Here is a 20559-nt window from a genome sequence, read left to right as displayed (position 1 = left end):
CTTCTCGCCGGCCGGTGCGCTCACTTCTGCTCCTGTCGGTGTTCGATTCCTGGCTCGGCCGTCAGCCGCGCGATTGCCGGCGTCGCCGACGGTCCTCCGGTCTCGGCCGTGCTCAACGACGCGTGCACGGCCTCCGCGGTGCGCCGGCCCACTCCCGGCACCCCGCTGATCTCCTCGATGCTCGCCTCGCGCAACTTCTTCAGCGAGCCGAAGTGCCGCAACAGCGCGGCCTTGCGCGTCTGCCCCAGGCCCGGCACCTCGTCCAGCGCGGACGTCGTCATCCGCTTGGACCGCTTCTGCCGGTGGTAGGCGATGGCGAACCGGTGCGCCTCGTCACGCACCCGTTGCAGCAGGTAGAGGGCCTCGCTGGTGCGGGGCAGGATCACCGGGTCCGGCTCGCCGGGCACCCACACCTCCTCCAGCCGCTTCGCCAGGCCGACCACCGCCACGTCGGTGATGCCCAGCTCCGCCAAGACGTCGGAGGCTACCTGCGCCTGCGGCGCGCCGCCGTCCACGACCAGCAGGTTGGGCGCGTACGCGAACTTGCGGGGCTTGCCGGTCTCCGGGTCGATGCCGGGCGTCGGGCCGTCCCGGTTGTCGCGCAGGTAGGCCTGGAACCGCCGCCGCACCACCTCGGCGATCGAGCCGACGTCGCCCTGGTCGGCGCCCTCGCGCACGGCGAACCGGCGGTACTCGGACTTGCGCGCCAGACCGTCCTCGAACACGACCAGCGACGCCACCACGTCGGTGCCCTGCACGTGGCTGATGTCGGTGCACTCGATCCGCAGCGGCGCGGTGTCCAGGCCCAACGCCTCCTGCAACTCCTGCAACGCCGCCGACCGGGCCGTCAGGTCGCCCGCGCGGCGCAGCTTGTGCTGCTGGAACGCCTCCTTGGCGTTGCGCTCCACCGTCTCCATGAGCGCCCGCTTGTCGCCGCGCTGCGGCACGCGCAGGGCCACCCGGCCGCCGCGCAGGCCCGACAGCCACTTCTCGACCGCCTCGGCGTCCTCGGGCAGCTCCGGCACCAGCACCTCGCGCGGCACCGGCGCCGACTCCACGCCGCTGACCCGCGCCGACTCGACCTGCTCGCCGTAGAACTGGGTGACGAACTGGTCGACCAGGCCCGTCACGCCGGTCTCGTCGACCTTGTCGACCACCCAGCCGCGCTGGCCGCGCACCCGGCCGCCGCGCACGTGGAACACCTGGACCGACACCTCCAGGTCGTCCTGCGCGAACGCGACCACGTCGGCGTCCGTGCCGTCACCGAGGACCACGGCCTGCTTCTCCAACGCCCGCTTGAGCGCGGCCTGGTCGTCGCGCAGGCGGGCGGCCTTCTCGAACTCCAGCTCCTCCGCGGCGGCCGTCATCTCCCGCTCCAGCCGGCGCACCATCGAGTCGGTCCGGCCCGCGAGGAAGTCGCAGAAGTCCTCGACGATGTCGCGGTGCTCGTCGGCGTCGACCCGGCCCACGCACGGCGCGGAGCACTTGTCGATGTAGCCGAGCAGGCACGGGCGGCCGATCTGGCCGTGGCGCTTGAACACCCCCGCCGAGCAGGTGCGCGCGGGGAAGACCCGCAGCAGCAGGTCCAGCGTCTCCCGGATCGCCCAGGCGTGCGCGTACGGGCCGAAGTAGCGCACGCCCTTGCGGCGCGGGCCGCGGTAGACGTGCAGGCGGGGGAACTCCTCGTGCAACGTCACGGCGAGGACCGGGTAGGACTTGTCGTCGCGGTAGCGGACGTTGAACCGCGGGTCGAACTCCTTGATCCAGTTGTACTCCAGCTGGAGGGCCTCGACCTCGGTGCCGACGACCGTCCACTCGACGCTCGCGGCGGTGGTCACCATCTGCCGGGTGCGCGGGTGCAGGCCGGCGATGTCCGCGAAGTACGAGTTCAGGCGTTGGCGCAGGCTCTTGGCCTTGCCGACGTAGACCACGCGCCCGCCGGCGTCGCGGAACTTGTACACGCCGGGGGCTTCGGGGATGGTGCCTGTCGCAGGGCGATAGGTCGACGGATCGGCCACGGAGCAAGCCTACGTGCCACGCTGTGTTGGATTGCGCCGCCTTCGGCGTCGCGGGCTCGGTCGCCGGGAAGTCGGTCGTTCGCGCCCTGATTTCCCGACGATCGAAAAGCGTGATCGCCGGGAAATGAGGACGCGAACGACCGACGCGACCTCGCGTGCGTGTTCAGGCCGGGACGATCTGGCCGGCCTCGACCTTCACCGGGACCTCCTTCAGGCCGGTGGTGGCCGGGCCCTTCGTGACCGTGCCGTCGGCGGCGTTGAAGGTGCTGCCGTGGTTCGGGCAGGTGATCACGCCGCCCTCGGGCGGTGACACGGCGGTGCCCTGGTGGGGGCAGGTGGCGTCGTAGGCCTTGACGGTGTCGCCGGTGCGCACCAGCACGAGCGGCTTGCTGTTGGTCGGGTTGCCCGCGATCAGGCCGCCGCCGTCGGGCACGTCGGCCAGCGGCGCGATGATCGCGGGACCGTTCGGGGTGGTGCCGGCGCCGCCCGGGGTCGTGCCGCCGCCGGTCGTGGTGGTGCCGCTCGGTGTCCCGCTGCTGCACGCGGCCAGGCCGCCCGGGACCGCCAGCGCGACCAGCACGCCGCACATCATCGAGCGTCGGGACAGCCCTGTCTTCTCCACGGAACTCAAAACAGGTCCTCCGCTATTCGTGGTGGTGGGTGGTCGTTCGGCCACACAGGCAATACGACACCACGTGAAGCGGGGTTCAACACTCCACCCCTTGGGACGCGATCTTCAGGAAAGCAACACGTCCGACCCCGACACGGCCACCGCCACCTCGGTCAGCCCGCGCGGCGACGGTCCGTCCAGCACCGCCCCGGTCGTCGGGTCGAACGCGCTGCGGTGCGTCGGGCAGGTGATCACGCCCCCGGCGGGCGGGTTCACCGTCGTGCCCTGGTGCGGGCACGCCGGGTGGAACGCCCGCACCTCCGCCTCCGACGGCCTGACCAGCAGCAACTGGCCGTCACCGCCGACGTCGACCAGCGCGCCGGAGCCCACCGGGAGCTCGGCGAGCCCGGCGACGCGGTCCCCCGCACGGGCCGAGCCGACGCCGGGCCGACGCGTCGGCGCACCCGTGCCGCAGGCGGTCGCGGAGGCGGTCAGGGCGAGCAGTCCGCACAGCAGCGTCCGTCGGTCCACCCGCCCATCCTCGCCTACCGGTCCCTGGCCACCGCCGTCCGGGCCAGCGCCAGCACCGCCGTGAACGGCGGGAACCAGTGCCGCGAGTGCGACGGCGGGTTCGCCCAGCGCAGCGACCCGTACCGGGTCATCGTGGGCGGCAGCGCGATGCGCTGCGGCGAGCGGACGAACTGGACCTCGGCGGGCGCCTTCAGGTGCGTGGGCAGCAGGGCGACCAGTTCGGCGAGGAAGATCCAGTGCTCCCGCGGGCCGGGGATGACGGTGACGGGACCGGCGAGCATCCGGGCCTTGAGGTCGGCCAGGACGCGCGAGCCGATGCGGGCGGGCATGGCCAGGGCGGTGGTGGCGGGTCCGAGCGGCAGGAAGACGCCCTGCTCGGTGACGGACACCTTCCAGCCCAGCAACCGGTAGCCCGCGATCGCCTCACCGAGTGCCTGCTGGTGCGCGCGGTCGCGTGGCCCGTAGCGCGGGCCGTTGTCGGCGGTGGTGGCGGCGGTGATGCTCATCGGCGGAGGTCCCTCCCCGGTCGGGTGGAGCGGGCGGCGTGCGCGGGCCGCGGGGTCGTCCCGGCACTGGCACACACGCAGGGTCCGACCGATCCGGACGTTGCACCACACCGTTATCGGGTCGGATCCATGCAGCCGGCGGATCCCGCTCATCCACCACCGGTCGTCACGGGGGCCCCGACCAGGTGCCGACCCGTCCTTATGCACGAAATGCATGGACTCCTGATCACATCTCTATACACTGGTGACCACGCTCAGTGACGGGAGCGAGCCATGGAACGGAAAGCTCGAAGAGCAGCCAGTACCAGGCGCGCATGCCCGACGTGCGGGGCGTTGATCGCCGCCGACAACACCGACCGGCTCTGCCAGCGTTGTCGCCGCAACGCGCGGACCGAGCTCTACGGACCACCCGAGGTCCCCGGGGATTTCTGGGACCAGGAGGCGATGGCCGCCGCGTTCGCCGACCGGAACATGGGTGCCCTCCTCGCCGCCTACCGGCACCACCCCCAGCACGTCAGCCGCGTCACCCAGGACCGCATGGCGGCCTGGTTGGGCATCTCCCAGGCGCAGCTGTCCCGGTACGAGACCGGTGAGAACCCGATCGACCGGATCGACCGCCTCCGCCACTTCGCGCGGGCGCTCGGCATCCCGGCCGACCGGCTGTGGTTCGACCGCGTCGGAATCCCAAGCCAGGCGGACGCCGATCGCGGCGCCCCGCCCGATGTGCTCGCCGCGGCGTGGGACGCGTCGAGCATTGCCAGATCGGTCGAGGAGACGGCGAGGAACGACTTGGCGATCAGCAGACGAGCGGCGCTCACCGGAGCCGCCGCGGTGGCGATGGGTCCCGCACTGGTCGAACCGCTCCAGCGGTGGCTCCACCCCTTGCAGCCCCTGTCCAAGTGGTCGTCCAGCGCGGCGATCAGCGAGGAGGAGTTGGCGGCGTTGCAGCACGTCGCCGACGGGCTGCGCGGGTGGGGCGGACGAGGCGGGTACGGACTGGCGCGCAAGGCGGTGCTCGGGCAGTTGGAGGAACTGGCCGAGCGGTTGTCGCGCGCGCCGGCGGGTCCGACCACGGAACGGGCCTTCTTCATCGGGGCCGAGTTGTCCAAGGTCGCGGCCAGCATGTCGTGGGACGCGGGCATGCACGACGCGGCGCAGCGGTACTACGTGCTCGGCGTGCGCATGGCGAAGGCCGGGCGCAACGACCCGTTCGCCGCGCTGTGCCTGGCGGCGATGGCCAGGCAGATGTTCGACCTGGGCCGTCCCGAGGACGGTTTGGAGCTGGTCCAGCTGGGCCAGTACGGCACCAGGCGCAACGCCACCCCGACGTTGCAGGCGCTCCTGCTGACCCGCGAGGCGTGGGCCTACGCCCAGATGGGCCGCGTCCGGGAGTTCCACCGGGCGGTCGGGCAGGCGCAGGACAGCTTCGCGCAGCGGCGGCCCGGTTCGGACCCGTGGTGGCTGGACACGTTCGACGAGGCGGAGCTGGAAGGGGTCATCGGCGCCCGGATGCGGGACCTGGCCGGGCACGACCCGAAGCAGGCGCCGCTGGCGGAGCAGCACATCCGGCGGGCGCTGTCCCTGCGCGACCCGGCACGGGTGCGCAACCGGGCGTTCGACGTCATCGGGTTGGCCCGCACGAAGATGGTGGCGGGCGAGCCGGAGGAGGCGTGCGGGTTGATCCAGCAGGTGCTGCCGACGGCGGCGGGCCTGGCGTCCGGGCGGGTGGTGCGCAAGTTGCAGGACTTCGCCAAGGAGGCCGAGCTGCACCGCGACCTGGCGGTCGTGCGCGACACCCGTGAGGCGATCCGCGGGGTGCGGACGGCCTAGCGATGCGGGTGGGAGTCACCGGGCACAGCAAGCTGGCGCCCGATTGCGTCGACGCCGTGCGCGAAGCCATCCGCGCGGCGTTGGAGGCCGAGGCGGCGGGCGGGTCATCCCTGGTCGGGGTGACCTGCCTGGCGCCGGGCGCGGACCAGCTGTTCGCGCGGGTGGTGCTGGAGCTGGGCGGCCGGGTCGAGGTGGTGCTGCCCGCGATGGACTACCGGGAGAAGCTGAAGCCGGAGAAGCGGGCCGACTACGACGAGCTGCTGGCGCGGGCGCACGTGGTCAGCGTGCTGCCCAACGAGCTGTCGGGGCGGCACGCGTACGTGATGGCGAACGAGCGGATGCTCGCGTCGGTGGAGCTGCTCATCGCGGTGTGGGACGGGCAGCCGCCGGACGGGCGCGGCGGCACGGCGGACGTCGTCGAGACGGCGCGCGCGTCGGGCGTGCCCGTGGTGGTCGTGTGGCCGGAAGGTGCCCGACGCGGCTGAAACGAGGACAGGAGCCGTCCTCGATGGCCGGCAGACTGCGGTGCATGCTGGAAACCTCGGCGCGTCTGCTCAAGCTGCTGTCGTTGTTGCAGGTCCGCCGCGACTGGACGGGCGCGGACCTCGCGCACCGGCTCGGTGTCGACGTCCGGACCGTGCGCCGCGACGTCGACAAGCTGCGCACCCTCGGCTACCCGGTCAACGCCGCGCCGGGCGTGTCCGGCGGCTACCAGTTGGGCGCGGGCGCCGAGCTGCCCCCGCTGCTGCTGGACGACGACGAGGCCGTGGCGGTCGCGGTCGGGTTGCGCACGGCGGCCAACGGCACCGTGGCTGGCATCGAGGAGACGTCGGTGCGCGCCCTGGCCAAGCTGGAACAGGTGCTGCCGTCCCGGCTGCGGCGGCGGGTGAACGCGTTGCAGGCGCACACCGTCGCGCTGCCGGCGCGCGTGTCGCAGGTCGACTCGGGCACGTTGACCACGATCGCGGGCGCGTGCCGGGACAACCAGCGGCTGCGGTTCGGGTACGCGGGGCGCGACGGGTCCACCCGGCGGCACGTCGAACCGCTCGGGCTGGCCCACACCGGGCGGCGGTGGTACCTGGTCGCGTGGGACGTGGACAAGTCGGACTGGCGGACGTTCCGGGTGGACCGGATCGAGCAGGAGCCGACCCTGGGCGCCCGCTGCACGCCGCGCGAGCCACCGGCGGACGACCTGGCGTCGTACGTGTCGCGGCAGCTGTCCGTCGCGGCGTACCCGCACGAGGCCAGGCTGATCATGCACGCCCCGTACGACGTGGTCGCGGCCCGGACCTCGTACACCTCGGTGCAGCTGGAGCGGATCGACGACGAGCGGACCCGGTTGACCGTCGGCACGTCGGCGCTGGAGGACGTCGGGCCGTGGATCGCGACCATCGGCGTCGACTTCGAGGTCGAGAGCCCGGAGGAGCTCAAACAACACCTCCGGGCCACCGCCGAGCGCCTGCTGCGGGCCGCCGGTGGGGCGCCTACACCCGCAGGGTGATCCGCCGGCCCTGCTCGGCGTGCCCGACGACCACCGCCTCGGTCCGCACCCCGAACCGGACGTGCTCCCGGTTCGCGCCCGCGCCGTCCGGTCCGTACAGCTCGTTGGGCACGGTGGCGTCCAGGTCGGGGAAGTCGTCCAGCTCGAACCACAGCCCCGAACCGTGGTAGCTGCGGACCGCGCCGCGCACGGACGTGCCGACCGGCAGGGACCGCTTGACCTCCTCCCACGCGCGGGCGCGCGCTCCGGCCTCCGCGAGCACCGCGCGGACGAACTCCGCCGGCGGCCGGTAGTGGTGCCGTTCGACGTAGTGGCACACCAGGTTCGGCGCCGCGTAGACGACGCCGTCCGCGCCGGGGACGTGGATCTCCGCGCCGCCGAGCGAGACCTCGCCCCCGGACGCGTGCTCGAACGGCACCCGCACCGGGTACGTGCCCTCCGGTCCGCACAGCTCGCAACCGTGCCAGCCGCGGGTGACGTGCATCCGGTGGAACGAGGCCAGCTCCAGCAGGGCCCGCACCAGGCCGGGATCCGGTTCGCCGACCTCGAACCGGGACCCGCGGCCCAGCCAGCCGACGTTGACCGTCGGCGCCGTCTCCTCCGGCTCCTCGCGCCAGTACACGTAGGGGGTCAGGTCTTCGTAAGTCGTCATGCCGTCCCGTCGTTCAGGCGCGTGTGCAGGCCAGACGGTAGGCGGCGGCGCCGATCAGCTCCAGCGAGACCTGGAGGCGGTCCGGGCTCACGTTCTGCGCGATCGTGTCCTCGGGGGTGTGGTAGAGCGGTTCCAGCTGGTGCGGGCCCTCCTCGCCGCGCCAGCTGAAGTTCGCCGCGGCGATCTTGCGCTCGTGGAACGGCACGTGGTCGCTGCTGCCGCGCGCCACCGGGCCGTGCACCTGCGCGCCGTAGCCCAGGCGTGCGGCGGCCGCGGCGACCTGCGCGGTGGTGGCGTTGTCGCCGCCGTCCACCGAGAGCAGCCAGTAGGCGGAGGCGGGGCCGTGGCTGGTGGCGACCATGTCGTTCTGGAACACGCCCGCGATGCGCGCGGCGTCCGCGTCGGTCAGCTGGTTGACGTAGTAGCGGGAGCCGAGCAGGCCCTGCTCCTCCGAACCCCACAGCGCGAACCGCAGCGCCTTGTGCGTCGGCAGGTGGCGCAGGACGCGGGCCAGTTCGAGGGCCAGCACCGTGCCGCTGCCGTCGTCGTTCGCGCCGGGCGAGCCGGGCACGCTGTCGTAGTGGGCGGTCACCATGACCACGCCGTTGTCCCGGGGGAACGTGGCGGGGCGTTCGGCGATGACGTTGTACGAGGTCAGGCCCGCGAGGTGGGTGGTGGACACGGTCACCGTGACGGCGCCCGCCGCCCGCAGGCGCTCCACGTGCACCTGCGCGATGCCCAGCACCGGCACGGTGACGTTCGCGGTCAGGGTCGGGGAGAACGCGCTGGTCTTGCCCGCCGGCGGGACCGACACCCGACCGATCAGCACCGCGGCCGCGCCCAGCCGTGCCGCGTCCAGCACCGCCGTGGAGCCGCTGGGCACGTTCACCAGCAGCGCGACCTTCCCGGTCAGGTCCGCGGGCAGGGAGGCGCCGTTGTCCAGGTCGACCACGGGGCCGGTGGCCGTGAGGCCGAGTGCGCCGAACCGGGACGCGCCCGCGTGCCACGTGTCCGACCCCACCGTCAGCTGGGACAGGTACTTGTCCGGCACGGCGAACGGCTGCAACGTCACCTGGTAGCGCAGGTCGCGCAGCACGGAGGCGAGGTAGTCGCGGGCCCGGTGCTCGGACTCCGTGCCGCCGATGCGCTGGCCGATCCGGTCGCTGAGCACCCGCAGGTGCTCCATCGCCTTGCGCGCCCGCACCCGGCCCACCACCGGGTAGTCACCGATGTCCAGGTCGGGCAACCCGGCCGCGCCCGGCCGCTGTGCCCGTGCGGCCGGGTTCAGCCCGAGCGTCACCGCGCCGGCCACGGCCGCGGCACCGGTGAGGAGTGAACGTCTGCGCATGTGCGGACCCCCGTGAGCTCGTAGATCACCCGAACCTAGGCAGGGGGCCGAACCCCTACAAGAGTGCCGTTGGCGGACACCGGTCGGCCAACGGCACCACGACGATCAGCGCTTACGCTCCGAGGCCCGACCGGCTACGCGAACGTTGAACTCGGGGGTCCCGAACGTAGGACTCACGCGGCGCGAACGTAGGACTCACGCGTTCTGAACGTAGGACTCACGCGTTCTGAAGGTAGGACACGCGCGTTCTGGAGGTAGGACACGCGGGGTGGTGGGGTCAGCGGGTGGCGGCTCGGTGCAGGTCGCGGAGGGCGCGGACGGCGGCGACGGCGTGGTCGCGGTCCACCGCCTGGACGGCCATGATCGACACGTACTCGTCGTCCGGCAGCTCCAGCCGAGCCCACGACGCGCCGTCCGGGAACGACACGTGCAGCACCTGCGACCAGGCGAAGCGGTGCACCGTCACCACGTTGCGCACCTCCACCCCCTCGGCGTCGGCCCGCACGCGCGGCCTGGCCAGCAGCAACATGCCGCAGGCCAGCAGCACACCCAGGAAGATCATCGCCACCTGGTCGGACGTCCGGAAGATCACGCCGGTCGGCGTGTCGCCCAGCAGCAGACCCACCACGGTGAACACCGCGACCAGGAACACCGCGCTGGCCCACGACACCACGCGGATCCTCTTCGGCCGGAACTCGACCACGTCGGCGGCCACGGCGGTCCTCACGAGCCCGCTCGCAGCCCGCGCAGCACGAGAGCCGTCTCCAACGCCGCCACGCACGCCTCGAACCCCTTGTCCTCCACCGACTCGGGGAACCCGGCGCGGGCCAACGCCTGGTCCTCGTCGTTGGTGGTGAGCACGCCGTTGCCGACGGGCGTGGACGAGTCCAGCGCGACCCTGGTCAACCCCGCGGTCACCGCGTCGCACACGTACTCGAAGTGCGGCGTGCCGCCCCGGATCACCACGCCCAACGCCACCACGGCGTCGTGCGTGCGGGCCAGTTCCTGCGCCACCACCGGCAGCTCCACCGCCCCCGCCACCCGCACCACCGTCGGCGACGCGACACCGGCCTCCGCCGCCGCGGCCAACGCCCGCTCGACCAGGTTGTCGGTGATCTTCGTGTGCCAGCGCGTGGCCACCACGCCCAACGTCAGCCCCGCCGCGCCGGGGACGACGTCCTCGGGTCGCCCTTCGCCGCTCATTCCGCTCCCTCCGTGGTGGACACCACCGCGCCACCCTGGCCCAACGCCTCGTACTGTTCGAGCTGGTGCAGCTCGTGGCCCATCCGGTCGCGCTTGGTGCGCAGGTACCTCAGGTTCTCCGGGTTGGGCGAGATCGGCAACGGCACCCGGTCCAGCACGGTGAGCCCGTAGCCCTCCAGCCCGACTCGCTTGGCCGGGTTGTTGGTCAACAACCGCATCGACTTGATGCCCAGCGAGGACAGGATCTGCGCGCCGGTGCCGTAGTCGCGCGCGTCGGCCGGCAACCCCAACCCCAGGTTCGCGTCCACCGTGTCCGCGCCGCGGTCCTGCAACTGGTACGCCTGGAGCTTGTGCATCAGGCCGATGCCGCGGCCCTCGTGCCCGCGCATGTAGAGCACGACGCCGCGCCCCTGCGCGGCCACCGCCTCCAGCGCCGCGTCCAGCTGCGGGCCGCAGTCACAGCGCAGCGAGCCGAACACGTCGCCCGTCAGGCACTCGGAGTGCACCCGGACCAGCACGTCCTCGCCGTCGCCCAGGTCGCCGTAGACCATCGCGATGTGCTCGATGCCGTCGAGCTTGCTGTCGTAGCCGACCGCCGTGAACGTGCCGTGCGCGGTCGGGATGCGCGCCTCCGCGACCCGCACCACCTGCGTCTCCACCCGCCGCCGGTAGGCGATCAGGTCGGCGATGGTGACCAGCGCCAAGTCGTGGTCGTCCGCGAACACCTGGAGCTCGTCGCGGCGGGCCATGTCGCCCTCGTCCTTCTGCGACACGATCTCGCACAGCACGCCCACCGGCGCCAACCCCGCGAGCCTGGCCAGGTCGACGGCCGCCTCGGTGTGCCCGGCGCGACGCAGCACGCCACCGTCACGCGCGCGCAGCGGCACCACGTGACCGGGCCGGTTGAAGTCCTTCGCGGTGGCGTCCGGGTCGGCCAGCAACCGGATCGTGTAGGCCCGGTCCGCCGCCGAGATACCGGTGGAGATGCCCTCCCGGGCGTCCACGGTCACGGTGTACGCGGTGCCGCGCTGGTCCTGGTTCGTGTGGTACATCGGCGGCAGGTCCAGCCGGTCGCAGTCGCTCTCGGTCAGCGACACGCACACGTAGCCGGACGTGTAGCGGACCATGAACGCCAGCAGCTCCGGCGTGGCCTTCTCCGCGGCGAAGATGAGGTCGCCCTCGTTCTCGCGGTCCTCGTCGTCCACAACGACGACGGGTCTGCCCGCGGCGATGTCCGCGATGGCCCGCTCGATGTCGGCGAAGTCCTTCACCGGGCCTCCTCGGCGCGCAGGTGGGGCAGCGCGAGCCGCTCGACGTACTTCGCGAGCACGTCCACCTCCAGGTTGACGTGATCGCCCGGCACCCGCCGGCCGAGGGTGGTCAGGTCCAACGTGGTCGGGATCAGGCTGACCGAGAAGTCGTTCTCCGAGGCCGACACCACGGTCAGCGACACGCCGTCCACGGTGATCGAGCCCTTCTCCACCACGTACCGGGCCAGGCCCGGCGGCAGTCCGATGTGGACGACCTCCCAGTGCTGGGCCTTCTCCCGGGCCAGCACCACGCCGGTGCCGTCCACGTGGCCCTGCACGATGTGGCCGCCCAGGCGCTGGCCGACGGCGGCGGCGCGCTCCAGGTTGACCGGGTCGCCCTCGGCGACCTTGGCCAGGCTGCTGCGGGTCAGCGTCTCGCGCATCACGTCGGCGGTGAACGCGCCGTCGGCGACGTCCACCACGGTGAGGCACACGCCGTTGACCGCGATCGAATCGCCGTGCTTCGCGTCGCTGGTCACCAACGGACCCGCGATGGTGACGCGCGCCGCGTCCGGCAGGTCGGTGACTGCGACGACCTCACCCAACTCCTCGACGATCCCGGTGAACACCGTTCCTCCTTAGCGTGCGGCCACTGCGGAAACCCGCACGTCCGGCCCGCACATACTGACCTGCTCGACGACCAATCCGACCGCCTCGGTGACAGCCGACACCCCCGTGCCGCCCCGCAGCTGCGGGGCGAGGTAGGCGAGCACCCGGTCGACGCGGCCCGCTCCCGCGAACGCACCCGCCAGCGTAGGCCCGCATTCCAGCAGCACGTCGACCACGCCTCGCGCGGCCAACGCGGCCAGCACCAGGTCCGGGTCGTGCGTGCGCACGTGCATGGTCTCCGCCTCGTCGTCCGGCGCCGGCAGGTCGCCCACCACGACCCGCACCGGCTGCCCGCCCACATCCTGCCCCGGACGCGTCGCCCGTGCGGCCGGTTGGGCACCATCGGCCCGAACCGCGCCCGCACCCAGCACGATCGCGTCAACCTTCGCCCGCAACTCGCCCATCTCCGCGCGCGACTCAACAGAACCGATCGCCGCCCCGCCGTCCAGGGCGGCGACGTAGGTCCACGTCACGTGCGGCCGCCCGGTCCGCGCGAAGTGCAGCCAGGCACGCAGCGGACCACGCGCCACCTCGCCCGCCAACACCCCCGACCCCACTTCGACGCCGGCCGCCCGCAACACCTCGGCACCACCCGCGGCCTTCGGGTTCGGGTCGGCGACCGCGTGCACCACCCGCGCCACACCCGCCCCCAGCAACGCCTCGGTGCACGGCGGCGTCCGCCCGTAGTGGCTGCACGGCTCCAACGTCACGACCGCCGTGCCACCCCGCGCCCGCTCCCCCGCCCGCGCCAGGGCGACGACCTCCGCGTGCGCCCCACCGGGAGGTTGGGTGGCGCCCTCACCGACCACGCGGCCGCCGGCGTCCAGGATCACGCAACCCACCGGCGGGTTCGGACTGGTGCTGCCGCGGACCCCTTCACCGGCCGCGATGGCCAGCGCCATCGCCTCGTCCAGGTTCACCGGGCGCGCGTCGCCTGCTCGCGCAGCCGCTCCAGGGCAACACCGGGATCGGCCGCGTCGTACACCGCCGACCCGGCCACGAAGCAGTCCACCCCCGCCTCGGCCGCCTGCTCGATGGTCTCCGCGTTGATGCCGCCGTCGATCTCGACCACCAACCGCAGGTGCCCCGTGTCGACCAACCGACGTGCGGTCCGCACCTTGTCCAGCACCTCGACCATGAACGACTGACCGCCGAACCCCGGTTCGACCGACATCACCAACAGCGTGTCGTAATGCTTGAGCACGTCCACGTACGGCTCCAGCGCGGTGCCCGGCTTCAGCGACAGACCGGCCTTCGCACCCGCCGCACGCAGGTCCTTCGCCAACCGCACGGGATCCTTCGCGGCCTCCACGTGCACGGTCACGTTGTACGCGCCCGCCTCCGCGTACCCGATGGCCCACCGGTCCGGGTCGTCGATCATCAGGTGGCAGTCCAGCGGCAGGTCGGTCGCCTTGCGCAGCGACTTCACCACCGGCAGGCCGATGGTCAGGTTCGGCACGAAGTGCGCGTCCATGACGTCCACGTGCAACCAGTCCGCGGACGGCACCGCGGCGGCCTCGTCGGCGAGTCGGGCGAAATCGGCGGACAGGATGCTGGGGGCGATCATCGGCTGGTGGACCACGGCTGCCGAGTCTAGGCGTCCACCATTGCCCGGACCTGCGCGGGAGGCATATTTCACCCGCGCACCCGAGCCGCCCTTTCCGACTACTCACGCGGGTAGTTCCCTAGCCGTGTGGTGGCCATTACGTTCAACACCGGGGGCAGCAACTGGGGAGCACTGGGGATGAATGCCGACGAATTCCACCACAAGATCGCACTGATCACCGGGGCCTGTTCACCGCTGGGCGCCGAGGTGGTCGAGTCACTGGCCAGGCAGGGCGCGCTGGTAGCGGCCGTGGACAGCGACGGGGCCAGACTCGCCGACCTCGTCGAGCGGCTCCAGGCCCAGGGCCTGCGGATAGCGGGCAGGCAGATCGACGTGACGTCGAGCGCCGCCGTGGACGCCCTCGTGGACCAGGTCGAACGCCAGTTCGGCGCCATCGACGCCCTCGTCGCCATGGCGGGCGCCCTGCGACCGGGCCCGGCCCTGTCCATCAGCGACGACGACTGGGCGCACAGCTTCGCCGTCAACGTCAACGGCGTGTTCAACGTCTCCCGCGCCGTGGCCACCAGAATGGTCGACCGGGGCCGGGGAACCATCGTCATGGTGCCCGCCCACGTCGTCGCGGTCCCCCGCTCCGGCATCGCCGCCTACGCCGCATCACGCGCCGCCGCCATCGCCTACACCGAGTGCCTGGCCGTCGAAGTAGCCGCCCGCGGCGTCCACTGCGCCGTAGTCGCCCCCGCCGACGTCCGCCGCGTCGCCGACGAGGTCAGATTCCTCCTGGCCGACTCCTCACCCCACCACCCCATGTCCAACGCCCTCGGCGCCTAACACCCACCCACCGACCACAACCCCGCCCACCAAGGCCCCCAACCCACCCACAACGGCCCCGGCACACCCCCACCGAGGCTCGATTTGACATGGGTTCGGGTGCCATAGGCTGGACGAAGCCGGGCAGGCTTGGCGGGCGCTTTATCCGCCAGGCCTGCCCGGCTTTGGCCTGCCTGGGGTGCCCGTAAGGGCCCCATGTCAAATCGAGCCGGACCCGACCACCGACCCGCCGACCTCACCCGCCGACGTCTCAGCACTCTCCTGCTCGTGCGCAAACCGCGCCAACTCCACCCGCGAGCTGATGCCGAGCTTCTTGAAGATCCCCCGCAGGTGGTAGTTCACCGTGTGGGGCGACAGGAAGAGCTGCTTCGCCACCTGCCGGTTGGTCATCCCGGCACCGACCAACCGGGCGATGTCACGCTCCGGCACGGACAACCGAAACCACTCATCCCCACCGCGCTCCCCACCGCGCTCCCCACCGCGCTCCCCACCCCGCTCTCCACTCCGCTCCCCACCCCGCCCGACTTCACCCCTCTCCCCCGCGACCACCCCACCCCGCAACCGAAGCGACTCACCCTCCGCACCCATCCACTCGAAGATCCGCAACGCCAACGCCGTGTGCGCCTCCGCCCGACCGACCTCCCCCGCCGCCGCCAACAACCCCGCCAGGTCCTCGTTCGCGATCGCCTTCGCCCACGGGTGCCGGTGCCGCCCCGCCACCGCCGCCAACTGCTCCGCGTCCCGCTCCACCAACGCCCGCGCATGACCGGCCGCCACCGCCACCGCCGCGAACCCCGGGTTCCGCGTGGCCAACCGCTCCGCCGCTCCCAGGACACCACCGGCCAACTCGTCGTCCCCGACCACCACCGCCTGCCGCACCAGCCACGGCGCCGCCCCCGGCTCCTCGATCAACATCCGCCGGACACCGGCGTGATCGGCCATCCGCTCACGCGCCAACTCCACGGCCATCCCCGGTCCGCCCCGCGCGTGCGCCAACAACAGCTCCACCCAGTCGTACTGCCCGGAGTGCAACACCGCCTCACCCCCGGCCAGGTCCGCCCGGTACCGGCGCACGTGCTCGGCCGCCGCCGCGACCTCACCCCGGTGCAACGCCACCGTCGCCAACACCGTCGACGCGAGCGGCACCAGGATGCGCAACCCCCGGTCGCGCGCCGTGGACAGCCCTCGACGTGCCGCCGTCGACGCCTGGGTCAACTTCCCGGCCTGCACCAGCACCCTGGCCCGCGCGATCGCCCGGGCCGTCGGCGCGCCCGTCTTCACCGCCTCGTCGGCGCAGTTCTCGTCGTCGCAGCCCTGGTCGCACGACTCGCCGTCGCACGACACGCCATCCCGCACCAACCTCTCGGCGCGCTCGAACTCGCCCAGCGCGGCCAGCTTCAACGCGTACGACACCTCGGCCTGCGACTGCCACCACGCCCTGGGCCGGTCGAGCTCCCACCGGGTCGACTGACGGGCCCAGTACACGCCCTCGGCGAGGTTCCCGGCGTTCCACTCCAGGCACGAGTGGACCGTCGCGGCCATCACCACGTCCGCGTCACCCGGCTCCCGGTCCCGCGTGGTGAGCACCGACAGCGCGTGCGCGCCCGCCGGGCTCCCGGTGGCGAAGTACAGCGACAGCAACCGTCCCGCCTCGGCCAACCGGCGCAGCGGCTCGCGCACGCCCCGCGTGACGAGCACGTGCTCCATCTCGGACGCCGCGTCGGCGGGCCGCCCGTCGGCCAGCAGGATCCCCGCCAGCACCACGTGCAACTCCGCCGCCGCACCGGCGGGCACGCCGCGCACCAGGCTCTCCCGGGCCAGCGCGATGGCGGAGCCGAGCTTCCCGTTGGCGACCAGCGTGCGAACCCGGCACACCAGATCAGCCGCCTCGGCCGCACCCAAGCCACCCGCACCGTCGCCACCCAAGCCACCCGCGCCATCGACAACCTGCGCCTCGGCAGCCGAACGAGCCGCCTCCTTCGCCGCGCGCAACTCCTCCGCGTCGTGCCGGAGGGCGTGCAACACCGACCGGGGCATCGAGTCCACCACCGCCCGCCACACCAGGTCGGACCCGAACTCCAGTCGCTCGTCGACGCACACCACCAGCCCGGAGGCCAGCACCTCGTCCACCGCCAACAGCAACGCGCCCGTGGTCTCGTTCATCATCGCGGCCACGTCCTGCAACGGGAACGACTTGCCGATCACCGCCGCCACCCGCAGCACCTGCGTGGCCTTGGCCGACCACGCGTCGACCTGACCGCGCACCACGGCGCCCACCCGCCGCGGCAGCCACCCGCCGCGCGGCCGCGCCACGCCGTCGCGCACGTCGAGCCGTCCTTCTTCCTCCAGCCCGGCGACCAGCGCGGCGACCAGGCGCAGGTTGCCGCCCGCGCCCACGGCGAACGCGGCCAGGTCGGGGTGCGGCGTCGCGTCCAGCAGGTCGGTGAGCATCCGCAAGACCGCGTCGTCGTCCACCGGCCCGAGCCGCAGCACGTCACCGCGGGCCGCCACCGCGTCGCGCACCTCCGCCCCGGCGAGATCACCGGACAGCGCCAGCAGCGCCGGCACCCGCCGCCGCGCCAGCCGGGGCAGCACCGCGAGCAGCGCGGCCGGATCCCGGTGCGCGTCGTCGATCACGATCAGCGCCCGCGAACCGCGACCGCTTTCCCCCCGGCCGCCATCCATCCACCCACTATCCAACCGGACGCCGTCCATCCGACCGCTATCCAACCGGCCGCCGTCCATCCGGCCGCTATCCATTTGGCCGCTATCCACCCGACCGCTATCCACCCAGCCGCCACCCACCCGACCGGTTTCCGCCCGATCGAGTGCTCCCGCCACCTCGGCCGACGCCGCCAGGTGCTCACCGGAGACCGGGACGACGGCGTACCCGCGGGCACCAGCCACCGCGACCGCCTCGCGCAGCAGCGAAGTCTTACCGGAGCACGGCGGGCCGTCGATGGCCAGCAGGCCACCGGGCGCGGACAGGAAGCGGAGAACCGAAGCCCATTCACGATCCCGGCCGTACAATTTCGACACAATCAAGACTGCTACGCATCTCGACTGACTGTCAATTCAGCCACTCGCGCCGTTACCGCGATTTTCACCTGAACCGACGAATGGCGCGACCCGATCCAGTTCACGCGCCACCGACCCGGGATCGGCCGCGAGGACCACTCCGGCGGCGCGCAACACGGCCAAGTGGCCGCCGAACGCCGGATGCGCCGACTGGTCCTCGGACACCTGCGGCAGCGCCACGAGCGGCGTGCGGCGGCCCAACGCCTCGCACAACACCGTGAGCGCCTGGTTGTCCGCGATCCCCAGGGCGAGCTTGGCCAGCGAGTTCGCCGTCGCCGGCGCGAACACGAACGCGTCCGGCACCGGGTGCGGCTTCGGCTCCCGGGGCAGGCGCGAGGTCCACCGCACCGGCAGCTCCGTCAACTCCGCGAGCGACGGCAGCTGCGGCTCCAACCACCGGGCGACGGTGGGCGTCAACGTGATCGCCAACCGCCACCCCTTCGCCGCCAACGGCCGGGCGAGGCCGTCGACCAGCCAACTCTCCACCCCGCCCGCCGCCGACACAACGACCCCGAGCACCGGCGCGCCCACACCGTCGCGACCACTCCCGGCGCCGATCACCTACGCAGGCCGCCGCAGCATCGCGCAGAACATCGCGTCCGTCCCGTGCTTGTGCGGCCAGAGCTGCACCTGCGGCCCGTCACCCAGGTCGGGCACCTCGGGGAAGAACTCGCGCGCGTCCAACCACTCGGCCTCGGTGCGCCGCGCCACGTCGGCGACCACGCCCACCGTCTCCGACAGGTGCGGCGTGCAGACCACGTACGCCACCACACCCCCCGGTCGGACCAGCGACAACGCCGCCGTCAACAGCTCACGCTGCAACCGCGCCAGCGGCGCGACGTCCGAGGGCTGCCGCCGCCACCGGGCCTCCGGCCGCCGCCGCAACGCGCCCAACCCGGTGCACGGCGCGTCGACCAGCACCCGGTCGAACCCGCCCTCCGCCAGCCCGGACTCCCGGCCGTCGGCCACGTGCACCGTGATCGGCAGGTCCCCGGCCGCCTTCCGGATCAGGTCCGCCCGGTGCGGCGCCTTCTCGACCGCGTCCATCGACGCGCCCGCCATCCGGGCCAGCGACCCCAGCAGCACCGCCTTGCCACCCGGACCCGCGCACAGGTCCAGCCACCGCTCGTCCCGGCCCTCGACCGGCACCCGCGTCAACGCCACCGCGCACAGCTGGCTGCCCTCGTCCTGCACCGCCGCCAGCCGCTCGCGCACCGCGTCGAGGTCACCCGGGTCACCCGCACCCGCGTCCAAGTGCACCCCGTAGGGCGAGTACGGCGCGACCGTGCCGCCGGTCATGGCGGCCAACTCGTCCGCACCGCACTCACCGGGCCTGGCCGCCAGGTGCACCGCCGGCCGCGTGTCGTCGGCGACCAGCGCCTCGCGCAACGGCTCACCGCGGCTGCCCAGCGCCTCCGCGAACGCCTGCGCGATCCACCGGGGGTGCGCGTTCGCCATGGCCAGGTACCCGATCGGGTCGGTGTCCTCGTCCGGCGCGACCTCCTCGACCCAGGCGGCCTCGTCCTGCCCGGTGACCCGGCGCAGCACCGCGTTCGCGAAGCCCGCCGCGCCCGAACCCCGGTCGGCCCGGACCAGGTCCACCGTCGACGCCACCGCCGCGTGCGCCGGGATGCGCGTGCGCAGCAACTGGTAGGCACCCAGCCGCAACGCGTCCAGCACCGCACCGTCCACTTCGGACAGCGGTCGGTCGGTGCACGCCGCCAGCACCGCGTCCAGCAGCCCCTGCGCGCGCAGCGACCCGTAGGTCAGCTCGGTCGCCAGGGCCGCGTCACGCCCGGTGATCCGACGTTCCCGCAGGATCCCCGGCAGCACCAGGTTCGCGTAGGCGTCGCGCTGGCGGACGGCGCGCAACGTGTCCAGCGCGGCCTGCCGCGCCGGGTCCTCCACCGGCGGTCGGGCCGGGCCGGTGCGCCCGCGCGGTGGGTGTGCCCGTTGCGGCCGGGATGGACGCGAAGACCTCTGGGTCATGAAATCCGCTCCCCCGCCTCGATCCGGACGCCGCGCGCCCAGTCGGTCGCCGACATCCGCTTCTTGCCCTGTGCCTGCACGTCGCCCAGCACCACCGGGTCGGTGGCCGTGCCGACGAGCACGCGCTTGCGCTCCACCCGGATCTCACCGGGCGCGAGCGGTTCCTCCGCCTCGGCCGGCACGACCGGACCGAGCTTGAGCCGTTCGCCGCGGAACTCCGCCCACGCGCCGGGGTCCGGCGTCACCGCGCGGGCCACCCGGTCGATCGCGGCCGCGGGCGTGCCGAAGTCCAGCCGGGCGTCGTCCACGGTGACCTTGGGCGCGTAGCTCACACCCTCGTGGGGCTGCTCCACCGGCCGCAGCGTGCCGTCCGCGATGCCGTCCACAGTGGACAACAGCAGCTTCGCGCCGGACTCGGCGAGCCTGCCGAGGAGCTCACCGGCGGTGTCCCGCTCGCGCACCTGCTCGGTCACCACGCCGTAGACCGGGCCCGCGTCCAGCTCCTTGACGATGCGGAACGTGGTGGCGCCGGTGATGTCGTCGCCGTGCCGCACGGACGCCTGCACGGGCGCCGCACCGCGCCAGGCGGGCAGCACCGAGAAGTGCAGGTTCACCCAACCGTGGGTCGGGATCGCCAGGGCGGACTCGGGCAGCAGGGCGCCGTAGGCCACCACGGGGCACAGCTCGGGCCGCAGCTCCTTCAGCCGCGCCTGGAACGCCGGGTCGCCCGCCTTGGCCGGGGTCAGCACCTCGATGCCGCGTTCGTCGGCCAGCGCCGCGACCGGGGAGCGCTCGACCCGGCGGCCGCGGCCGGCGGGCGCGTCCGGCCTGGTGACGACGGCCACCACCTCGTGCCGGTCGGAGTCCAGCAGCGCGCGCAACGACGGCAGCGCGACCTCGGGCGTGCCCGCGAAGACCAGCCGCATGTCAGACCCCTCCGCAGGACAGGTCGGGACGGGGACGGGACGGCCGGGATTCT

At 73.0% G+C, this 20559-nt stretch carries 20 protein-coding genes; 4 read left to right on the top strand and 16 right to left on the bottom strand.

The genetic code is table 11. The features are described from left to right. Positions 1-20: 20 nt before the first annotated feature. The 4 genes from uvrC to ACYVLT_RS40010 all read right to left on the bottom strand — a co-directional run bounded on the left by uvrC (position 21) and on the right by ACYVLT_RS40010 (position 3665). Positions 21-2018, bottom strand: a complete 1998-nt coding sequence (gene uvrC, locus ACYVLT_RS40025) for an excinuclease ABC subunit UvrC (RefSeq protein ID WP_461125362.1) — start codon at positions 2016-2018, stop codon at positions 21-23. A gap of 163 nt (positions 2019-2181) precedes the next feature. Next, the gene (locus ACYVLT_RS40020) at positions 2182-2640 is read right to left on the bottom strand and encodes a Rieske (2Fe-2S) protein (protein WP_461125361.1); all 459 of its coding nucleotides are present in this window, start codon (positions 2638-2640) and stop codon (positions 2182-2184) included. A gap of 114 nt (positions 2641-2754) precedes the next feature. Further along, positions 2755-3159 (bottom strand): Rieske (2Fe-2S) protein, encoded by a 405-nt coding sequence (locus ACYVLT_RS40015; RefSeq protein ID WP_461125360.1) that lies wholly within the window; start codon positions 3157-3159, stop codon positions 2755-2757. Positions 3160-3173: 14 nt separating this feature from the next. Then, on the bottom strand, positions 3174-3665 hold the full coding sequence (locus tag ACYVLT_RS40010) for a hypothetical protein (protein WP_360449779.1): 492 nt from the start codon (positions 3663-3665) through the stop codon (positions 3174-3176). Between the two features lie 333 nt (positions 3666-3998). Between ACYVLT_RS40010 and ACYVLT_RS40005 the strand changes: the two genes are divergently transcribed. Genes ACYVLT_RS40005 through ACYVLT_RS39995 form a run of 3 tightly spaced genes read left to right on the top strand, consistent with a single transcriptional unit; the run spans position 3999 to position 6996 of the window. Then, positions 3999-5495, top strand: coding sequence for a helix-turn-helix domain-containing protein (locus tag ACYVLT_RS40005; protein WP_360449776.1), 1497 nt, complete (start codon positions 3999-4001; stop codon positions 5493-5495). 2 nt (positions 5496-5497) lie between these two features. Then, complete coding sequence (locus tag ACYVLT_RS40000; RefSeq protein ID WP_461125359.1) at positions 5498-5980, top strand: hypothetical protein; 483 nt, start codon at positions 5498-5500, stop codon at positions 5978-5980. A gap of 44 nt (positions 5981-6024) precedes the next feature. After that, complete coding sequence (locus ACYVLT_RS39995) at positions 6025-6996, top strand: helix-turn-helix transcriptional regulator (RefSeq protein ID WP_461125358.1); 972 nt, start codon at positions 6025-6027, stop codon at positions 6994-6996. On the opposite strand, the gene ACYVLT_RS39990 is transcribed toward ACYVLT_RS39995, so the two are convergent. The 8 genes from ACYVLT_RS39990 to rpe form a co-directional block, all read right to left on the bottom strand. Continuing rightward, positions 6980-7648 (bottom strand): DUF7919 family protein, encoded by a 669-nt coding sequence (locus ACYVLT_RS39990; RefSeq protein WP_461125357.1) that lies wholly within the window; start codon positions 7646-7648, stop codon positions 6980-6982. The genes ACYVLT_RS39995 and ACYVLT_RS39990 overlap by 17 nt on opposite strands. A gap of 13 nt (positions 7649-7661) precedes the next feature. Next, complete coding sequence (locus tag ACYVLT_RS39985; RefSeq protein ID WP_461125356.1) at positions 7662-8996, bottom strand: M28 family peptidase; 1335 nt, start codon at positions 8994-8996, stop codon at positions 7662-7664. 277 nt (positions 8997-9273) lie between these two features. Further along, entirely contained in the window at positions 9274-9723 is a 450-nt protein-coding gene (locus ACYVLT_RS39980) for a PH domain-containing protein (protein ID WP_461125355.1), read from the bottom strand. Next, a complete protein-coding gene (gene ribH / locus ACYVLT_RS39975; RefSeq protein WP_461125354.1) occupies positions 9720-10199 on the bottom strand; it encodes a 6,7-dimethyl-8-ribityllumazine synthase in 480 nt (159 codons plus the stop codon). Before ribH ends, ACYVLT_RS39980 begins: the two co-directional genes overlap by 4 nt. After that, positions 10196-11470, bottom strand: coding sequence for a bifunctional 3,4-dihydroxy-2-butanone-4-phosphate synthase/GTP cyclohydrolase II (locus ACYVLT_RS39970; RefSeq protein WP_461125353.1), 1275 nt, complete (start codon positions 11468-11470; stop codon positions 10196-10198). The genes ribH and ACYVLT_RS39970 overlap by 4 nt, the downstream gene beginning before the upstream one ends. Next, positions 11467-12078, bottom strand: a complete 612-nt coding sequence (locus tag ACYVLT_RS39965) for a riboflavin synthase (protein WP_360449757.1) — start codon at positions 12076-12078, stop codon at positions 11467-11469. The genes ACYVLT_RS39970 and ACYVLT_RS39965 overlap by 4 nt, the downstream gene beginning before the upstream one ends. A gap of 9 nt (positions 12079-12087) precedes the next feature. Continuing rightward, positions 12088-13020, bottom strand: a complete 933-nt coding sequence (gene ribD / locus ACYVLT_RS39960; RefSeq protein ID WP_461125419.1) for a bifunctional diaminohydroxyphosphoribosylaminopyrimidine deaminase/5-amino-6-(5-phosphoribosylamino)uracil reductase RibD — start codon at positions 13018-13020, stop codon at positions 12088-12090. A 14-nt stretch (positions 13021-13034) separates the two neighbouring features. Further along, positions 13035-13685 (bottom strand): ribulose-phosphate 3-epimerase, encoded by a 651-nt coding sequence (gene rpe / locus ACYVLT_RS39955; RefSeq protein ID WP_461125418.1) that lies wholly within the window; start codon positions 13683-13685, stop codon positions 13035-13037. Positions 13686-13862: 177 nt separating this feature from the next. Here rpe and ACYVLT_RS39950 point away from each other — a divergent pair, with 177 nt between their 5' ends. Beyond that, positions 13863-14513: an SDR family NAD(P)-dependent oxidoreductase gene (locus tag ACYVLT_RS39950; RefSeq protein ID WP_461125352.1), complete on the top strand. Its 651-nt coding sequence runs from the start codon at positions 13863-13865 to the stop codon at positions 14511-14513. A gap of 198 nt (positions 14514-14711) precedes the next feature. Here the strand turns inward: ACYVLT_RS39950 and ACYVLT_RS39945 are convergent, their stop codons facing one another. From ACYVLT_RS39945 to fmt, 4 genes are all read right to left on the bottom strand, one after another. Continuing rightward, complete coding sequence (locus ACYVLT_RS39945) at positions 14712-17198, bottom strand: LuxR C-terminal-related transcriptional regulator (RefSeq protein WP_461125351.1); 2487 nt, start codon at positions 17196-17198, stop codon at positions 14712-14714. A 390-nt stretch (positions 17199-17588) separates the two neighbouring features. Then, positions 17589-18110: a flavoprotein gene (locus ACYVLT_RS39940; RefSeq protein WP_461125350.1), complete on the bottom strand. Its 522-nt coding sequence runs from the start codon at positions 18108-18110 to the stop codon at positions 17589-17591. Between the two features lie 42 nt (positions 18111-18152). Further along, on the bottom strand, positions 18153-19580 hold the full coding sequence (locus ACYVLT_RS39935) for an RsmB/NOP family class I SAM-dependent RNA methyltransferase (protein ID WP_461125349.1): 1428 nt from the start codon (positions 19578-19580) through the stop codon (positions 18153-18155). Further along, positions 19577-20506 (bottom strand): methionyl-tRNA formyltransferase, encoded by a 930-nt coding sequence (gene fmt, locus ACYVLT_RS39930; protein WP_461125348.1) that lies wholly within the window; start codon positions 20504-20506, stop codon positions 19577-19579. The genes ACYVLT_RS39935 and fmt overlap by 4 nt, the downstream gene beginning before the upstream one ends. Positions 20507-20559 lie beyond the last annotated feature (53 nt).

Source organism: Saccharothrix stipae (assembly GCF_054781895.1).
The sequence above is the reverse complement of the archived record's forward strand: the minus strand, read 5'-3'. Positions and strand labels throughout refer to the sequence as shown.

Coding starts and splice junctions, on each gene's coding strand:
- ribH (WP_461125354.1), bottom strand. CDS start 10,199: ATGAGCGGCGAAGGGCGACCCGAGGACGTCGTCCCCGGCGCGGCGGGG.
- ACYVLT_RS39990 (WP_461125357.1), bottom strand. CDS start 7,648: ATGACGACTTACGAAGACCTGACCCCCTACGTGTACTGGCGCGAGGAG.
- ACYVLT_RS40000 (WP_461125359.1), top strand. CDS start 5,498: ATGCGGGTGGGAGTCACCGGGCACAGCAAGCTGGCGCCCGATTGCGTC.
- fmt (WP_461125348.1), bottom strand. CDS start 20,506: ATGCGGCTGGTCTTCGCGGGCACGCCCGAGGTCGCGCTGCCGTCGTTG.
- rpe (WP_461125418.1), bottom strand. CDS start 13,685: ATGATCGCCCCCAGCATCCTGTCCGCCGATTTCGCCCGACTCGCCGAC.
- ACYVLT_RS39985 (WP_461125356.1), bottom strand. CDS start 8,996: ATGCGCAGACGTTCACTCCTCACCGGTGCCGCGGCCGTGGCCGGCGCG.
- ACYVLT_RS39935 (WP_461125349.1), bottom strand. CDS start 19,580: ATGACCCAGAGGTCTTCGCGTCCATCCCGGCCGCAACGGGCACACCCA.
- ACYVLT_RS40010 (WP_360449779.1), bottom strand. CDS start 3,665: ATGAGCATCACCGCCGCCACCACCGCCGACAACGGCCCGCGCTACGGG.
- ACYVLT_RS39945 (WP_461125351.1), bottom strand. CDS start 17,198: ATGGATGGCGGCCGGGGGGAAAGCGGTCGCGGTTCGCGGGCGCTGATC.
- ACYVLT_RS39995 (WP_461125358.1), top strand. CDS start 6,025: ATGCTGGAAACCTCGGCGCGTCTGCTCAAGCTGCTGTCGTTGTTGCAG.
- ribD (WP_461125419.1), bottom strand. CDS start 13,020: ATGGCGCTGGCCATCGCGGCCGGTGAAGGGGTCCGCGGCAGCACCAGT.
- ACYVLT_RS39950 (WP_461125352.1), top strand. CDS start 13,863: ATGAATGCCGACGAATTCCACCACAAGATCGCACTGATCACCGGGGCC.